General features: G+C 62.2%; 1 protein-coding gene. It reads left to right on the top strand.

The features are described from left to right. Nucleotides 1–35 precede the first annotated feature (35 nt). Nucleotides 36–230: FAD-dependent oxidoreductase (locus tag KVT11_RS21505; protein WP_217609242.1), on the top strand; the 195-nt coding region annotated here is incomplete at its 3' end.

Here is a 230-nt window from a genome sequence, read left to right as displayed (position 1 = left end):
CAAAACATATCCATCAACTTTCGCGATGGACCAACATGCCGGATTTGGGGACGAGAGACGTCGTGGTCGTCGGTGGCGGCCTCATTGGAACCGCCTGCGGTCTGGGCCTTGCGATGCGCGGCATCGACGTGGCGATCATCGAAGGGCGCGACAATGCCTTTCACGCGGCCCGAGGCAATTTCGGCCTCGTCTGGTCGCAGAGCAAGGGAGCCCGTGGGCGTGAATACGCC

The sequence above is a fragment of the Bacillus sp. GbtcB10 genome (assembly GCF_019091365.1).
Lineage (GTDB): Bacteria > Bacillota > Bacilli > Bacillales > Bacillaceae > Bacillus > Bacillus altitudinis.
Note: the sequence above shows the minus strand (reverse complement) of the source record. Positions and strands in the feature narration are given on the sequence as shown.